We start from the raw sequence: 5,216 nt of genomic DNA on the forward strand, positions 1-5,216 counted from the left end.
CCCCGGAACGCCCCCGTACCCCGCAGTACCGCCGCCCACCCGTGCGAACCGTGGCCGACGGATCGCCGTCGGTGCCATCGCCGTGGTCGTGGCCATGGCCATCGCGGGAGGCTTCTACCTCCTCGGGCGCGACGGCGGCACAGACAGCACCGCGCAGCGGGCCGGGGACGCTCCGTCCACGGCGCCCTCACGGCCCGGGCAGCCCGACGGGCCGCAGGAGGAGCCGCGCGGCCCCGGCGGCGGCGAGGGCGACGCGCCCGGGATGCCCCAGACCGAGGACGGCTACGCGACCGACGCGGCCAGCGGGATCAGCATCCCCGTACCGGACGGCTGGACCGGTGAGTCGGGGGTCGTCGGCGCCGGGGTGACCACGGGGAAGTACGCCTGTCCCGGGGACGCGTCCCAGAGCTGTGTCCGGGGCGGGGTGTTCTCCGCTCCCGCGTCCGCGATGAAGATCGAGGCCACGACACCGAAGGCGGCGGCCGAGAAGGACATCGCGGCCAACGCCGAGGAGTCCTACGGCGGCGAGATCTACGGGAAGATCTCCTCCCACGAGGAGCTGAAGTCCGAAGAGGTCACCGTCGCCGGGCAGAAGGGCTATCTGGTGCGGTGGAAGGTGGTCACGAGCAGGGGCGACGACGGCTATGTGCAGTCGCTCGCCTTCACCTCGCCCGCCACCTCGGGGCTGATGGTCGTCGTACGCTCCGGCTTCGACATCAACGACAAGGCGCCCAAGCTGTCCGTGATGGACGAGATCACCGAGGGCATCAAGGCCGCGGCGGGAGGCAGCGGCAGCGGCCAGGGAGTCTGAGCCATCCCGGCGCCGCTGCCGAGAAAGCGCCCCGCCTGTTCGAAGAGGGCGGGGCGCTTTGTGGTGCGGCGGGTGGTCCGGCGGGTGTCAGGGCCGGTCGCTGCTGTTGCAGTCGGGGGACTTGCCGACCGCGTCGGTGTAGGCGAGGAGGAGCTTGTGTACCGCCTCCTCGTCCGCGCCGAGGTCCTTACGGACGAGAACGGTGGCGAACGGATCTTCGTCCCGGAGTCCCTCGGGGGGCGTGCGGCAGTCGATCTTGGCGACGCCGCCTTCATCGGAGTAGACATAGCGCCCGTCCTTGCTCGCTTTGTCCTCCAGGTCCGCCATGTGTGAAGCGAGAACCCTGGCCATCGAGGTCCCCCTCTCGTACCACTCCGTGATCGTGGTCAGGACCACGACCTTGTCCACGACCACCTCGCAATTGGTCAGGCCGTTCAGCGTGTCCTTGCTCGACGACATCTTGTCGCCGGGGGGCAGCACCGGTTCCAGGACGGCCGGGGAGAGGGCGACACCGCAGAGGTCGTCCGGGATCGTATAGGCCCTCCTGGGCTCCGGATCCGAGCACCCCGCCAGGGTGAGACCCATGAGCGCCACCAGGACCAGGGGGGTACGGAGACGGCGGCTTCCCGTGCTCCTCGTCGCACCGGCACTGTTCATGTCCCCTCCATGGGCGACCGCGCTCGACAGCGGGCTGCCGTCGCTGCGCTCCGGGCATGTGCGGGTCATCCGGGCTGGACCTCCGTGCTGAGGTCGTCCGCCATGCGCTGGGCGTTGGCCGAGGCGTCCAGGAATCCGTCCTGCGCGCCGAGCCGGGCCCAGTTCGCGACCTGGTCGGCGTCCGGGCGGTGATGGAGCTGGGCCGCCTCCTCGGCGGCGCTCTGGCTCACATCGATGTTCAGCCGTTTGGCGTCCCGCCAAAGGCCGGCCGCGTCTCGGGCCGCGTCCTGCGCGGCGCTCGTCTCCGACTGCTGGAAGATGTGTTCGAGCACCATGCTGCTGACGGTTCCCGCCGCGCCGCCGGCAGCCGCGCCGCCCACTGGTGTGGCGATAAAACTGACACCGACGCCGATGCCCGTGCCGATGGCCCCGGACCACGCGTTCTTCTGCTGCGCGACCGAGTTCGCGAAGTCCGCGGCATCCTGTGCGGCGGGGCCGACGATCGCCTCCTGCCGCCCTACGGCGAGCGTTCCGCCGACCTCCGCCGAGCGCCGGGCGATCTCCTCGACGACGGACTGGGTGTTGTCCAGATAACGCTGGTCTTCGGGCAGGTTGGGGTTGAGGTGGTAGTCCATCAGATTGGCCATGTACGCCGCCTGTCCCACCTCGATGGCCGCGTTGCCCTCGGGGTTCTGCCCGACGGTGACAAGGAAGCGCGTGACGTCCACATGGTTCAGGTCGGCCACGCTGCCTGCCGCGGGGTACAGCTTGTCGATGGAACCGTGCACGTCATCGGCCGTGGCCCGGTTGATGTCCGGCAGATACTCCGAAGCGATCTGCCCCATGCTGTCGGACATATGGCCGTGGTCACTGAGTCGGCTGGGATCGTCCGAGACAGAGCTGAAGATGCTCTCCACGAGATTGGCCTGTGCCTCGGTGTGTGCAGGGGTGTCCGCCGTCGGCATCTGACCCGCGGGGTGGCCAGTGGTGGCGGCCTCCAGCGCCATGCCCATGTAGTTGCGTCCCGAGATGCTCTCCTCGCCCTCCGAGTCCCAGTCCTGGGGCCACTGCCGCTCCTCGAACAGGTACTGGAAGTTGCTCAGCCCGGCCTTCTCGTCATCGCCGTCGCCGTCCGTGTCCCGCTTGAATTCGTGGTCGTCGTCGGCCGACACGTACTGCGAGTTGAAGAAGTCGGTCGCCGCGTCCGGGCTGTTCGACAGCGCCCGCATGTATCCGACGAGCGGGTCGATCCCGTCGTCCGTGCCCGTACGGTTCAGCGGATCGAGATGGGCGTTCCCCCAGGGATACGCCTCCTCGCGGCCGTTGCCGGTGAGCCTGCGCTCCTCCGTCATCAGCGCGCTGCCGTAGCTCCTGAGGAACTGGTCGTCGTAGTCGCCCCAGCGCATCAGATTGCTCATGATCTGGAAGCCCGTGGGACCGCCCTCGGCCGGCACCATCCGCGGCCCGAGAGCGACCGCGTCCGTGCGCCAGGCGGCCATCGCGGGGGTGTCGGCGTGGCTGGCCGTGGCCAGGGTGAGGCCGAGGCTGCGCTGGAGCTCGCCGTACTGGTCGACCCGGTCGTCGAGCCGGCCGGTGAGCAGGACGGACCGTTCGTTGATGCCCGCCCAGAACGCCATCGTCCCCTCGGCGCCGAGCCGGGTCGCGAACCGTTCGGCGAACAGCTCGTCGCCCGAGTAGCGGCTCAGTCCGGCGCTGATCCGGTCGAACTCCTCGGGCGACAGATCCTCCGGCCGCTGAGCTGCCAGCTCCGCCAGCTCCTCGGCCTCCCTGATCGCGTCGTGCGCCGCGTCGCGGTCGGCGTACTCCGCGCCCGAGAAACCGTACGTGGTGAGGTCGACCAGAGTCCTGAGCGCGGTGGACGCCGAGTCGTCGATCTCCGTGGCCGTGTCGAGAATGCCCTGGAGTTCGTCGCGCAGCGCCTCGACGGCCTGCCGGCCGCTGGACGGCGGAGCGTCGGGGGCGGCCGTGACCGTGAACCCGGAGCCGCTGGAGCGTACGGCGAGATGGTTGGTCCTGCCCCGCTCGACCGCCTCGCTGAGCAGGCGTTTCTGGGTCTTCAGCTCGTCGCGGGTGTCGCGCATGATGTTGCGGATCGAGGTCGCCTGGGTGTGGGCGTCGTCGAACTCCCCGGCGGTCCTGGCCACGAACGGCCGGGTGACTCCCGCGTTGTAGCCGGCCCAGTCGGCGGCGTCCGCCTTCGCCTTGAGGCCGTCCCTGGCGGTCGTCCTCAGCTCGGACAGCTTGGCGATCATGGCTGTCCAGTCGTCGACCGTCTCGTCGAGCTGCGAGAAGTTGGCCTGGTAGAGGGCTTCGAAATTCATCAGTCCTCCTCCTCGGCGCGGTCGTCGGAGTCCTGGTTGTCCGTCCCGTACACCGAGTTCTGGGCGCCCGGCTGCCCGTACGACTCGTTGAACCCGGCGTCCAGCGTGGCGATGCCGCTCACATGGCGGACGATCGCGTCCTCGTGGTCCTGATGGGTGTTCCGGGTGACGCGCATATGGTTCGAGATGAGCGCGCAGGCGTCCATGAGTGTCGCCAACTGCGAGTCCCAGCGCAGGGATACGCGTTCCAGCGCCCCGCCGAGTGCGAATCCCTGGTCGCGCAGGGCGCGCCCGGCGCCGTCGGTGCTGGTCACCCGGGCCTGGTCCCAGAGCTGGTTGTAGAGCGTGAACGCCTCGGCGCCGACCGCGGCCAAGTCCTGCTGGCCGACCCGCAGGTCACCCGGCTGGAGGCCGGTGTTGGGCCGGTCCTCCTCCGGCAACTGATTGAGCCGCATCTGCGCCCCGCCGCCCTGCTCCTCGGCGGCCGCGGCCTTCATCTGCTCCCATTCCTCCCATGCCACCCGCGCGTCCCTTCCCCGTGTGCGGATGCGTACAACGCCCCGACCCTACAGGTCAGTTGCTTACTTTGCCGCAGCAATCCGACCGTCCCGGCGTGGTGTCGGGCGCAGTCCGGGGTCCGGTTCGGCGCCGATGAGGGGGGCGACGGGGCTCGGCGGGCACATGGCAGGGTGTCCGGCAGAGTACGCGGGTCCCGGAGCCGACCGCAGAGAGCACGGCAAATGGATGTCAAGGAGTGTCCATTTTCCGCCGAGCCGGCCGTTTCCGGCTCCCGCGCGGCTCTCGGACGGTACTCGTCAGGCACGGAATTCAACGGGGAGACAGTGCACATGCAGATATCGGCGAAGGCGGACTACGCGGTACGGGCGCTCGTCGAACTGGCCGCCGACAGCGGACGGCCATTGACCTGTGAGGGCATCGCGTCCGCACAGGACATCCCGTTCCGGTTCCTCAAATCGGTCTTCCGGGATCTGCGGCAGGCCGGTCTGGTCCGCAGCCGGCGCGGCTGTGAGGGGGGTTACTGGATCGGGCGCGATCCCGCCGCCATCAGTGTGGCCGAGGTGATGACCGCCGTGGACGGTGAGTTCTTCACGCTCCGTGGCGCACGGCCCGAGACGCTCAGCTACCCGGGCGCTGCCCAGGGGCTGCCGGATCTGTGGCGCGCGGTCGAGGCGTCGGCGCAGTCCGTGCTGGGCCGTACGACCATCGCCGGACTCGCCGCCGAGGGCGCCGGATCCCGGGACACCGGCCGGGGGACCGCGGTCCGCGAAGTCTCCCCGGCGGTCCCGGTCTAAGCGGACGCCAGTGGCGGGTTTGCGCGGGCGAACGGGGCGCGTGGCGGTGGCCTGGGTCTGGAGCCGGGGCGGGACGCCGGCCAAGGCACGGGG

Annotated in this window: 5 protein-coding genes; 2 read left to right on the forward strand and 3 right to left on the reverse strand. The window is 70.0% G+C overall.

The genetic code is table 11. The annotated features are described in order from the left end of the window. Window positions 1-61: 61 nt before the first annotated feature. Window positions 62-811 (forward strand): hypothetical protein, encoded by a 750-nt coding sequence (locus tag WH07_RS29905; protein WP_046506789.1) that lies wholly within the window; start codon window positions 62-64, stop codon window positions 809-811. Window positions 812-898: 87 nt separating this feature from the next. Here WH07_RS29905 and WH07_RS29910 read toward each other — a convergent pair whose 3' ends face one another. The 3 genes from WH07_RS29910 to WH07_RS29920 are packed head-to-tail and all read right to left on the reverse strand — an operon-like array spanning window position 899 to window position 4,331. After that, complete coding sequence (locus WH07_RS29910; protein WP_157877458.1) at window positions 899-1,537, reverse strand: hypothetical protein; 639 nt, start codon at window positions 1,535-1,537, stop codon at window positions 899-901. Further along, window positions 1,534-3,810, reverse strand: a complete 2,277-nt coding sequence (locus WH07_RS29915; protein ID WP_046506783.1) for a hypothetical protein — start codon at window positions 3,808-3,810, stop codon at window positions 1,534-1,536. The genes WH07_RS29910 and WH07_RS29915 overlap by 4 nt, the downstream gene beginning before the upstream one ends. Further along, window positions 3,810-4,331, reverse strand: coding sequence for a hypothetical protein (locus WH07_RS29920; RefSeq protein ID WP_046506786.1), 522 nt, complete (start codon window positions 4,329-4,331; stop codon window positions 3,810-3,812). The genes WH07_RS29915 and WH07_RS29920 overlap by 1 nt, the downstream gene beginning before the upstream one ends. A gap of 327 nt (window positions 4,332-4,658) precedes the next feature. On the opposite strand from WH07_RS29920, the gene WH07_RS29925 reads away from it, so the two are divergent. Continuing rightward, window positions 4,659-5,123: an RrF2 family transcriptional regulator gene (locus WH07_RS29925; protein ID WP_046506792.1), complete on the forward strand. Its 465-nt coding sequence runs from the start codon at window positions 4,659-4,661 to the stop codon at window positions 5,121-5,123. Window positions 5,124-5,216: the final 93 nt, after the last annotated feature.

It is taken from the genome of Streptomyces odonnellii (assembly GCF_000981895.1).
Taxonomy (GTDB): Bacteria; Actinomycetota; Actinomycetes; order Streptomycetales; family Streptomycetaceae; genus Streptomyces; species Streptomyces odonnellii.

What these genes read in the sequence shown, in the direction of transcription:
- WH07_RS29910 (WP_157877458.1), bottom strand. Translation starts at nt 1,537, where the DNA reads ATGACCCGCACATGCCCGGAGCGCAGCGACGGCAGCCCGCTGTCGAGC.
- WH07_RS29915 (WP_046506783.1), bottom strand. Translation starts at nt 3,810, where the DNA reads ATGAATTTCGAAGCCCTCTACCAGGCCAACTTCTCGCAGCTCGACGAG.
- WH07_RS29925 (WP_046506792.1), top strand. Translation starts at nt 4,659, where the DNA reads ATGCAGATATCGGCGAAGGCGGACTACGCGGTACGGGCGCTCGTCGAA.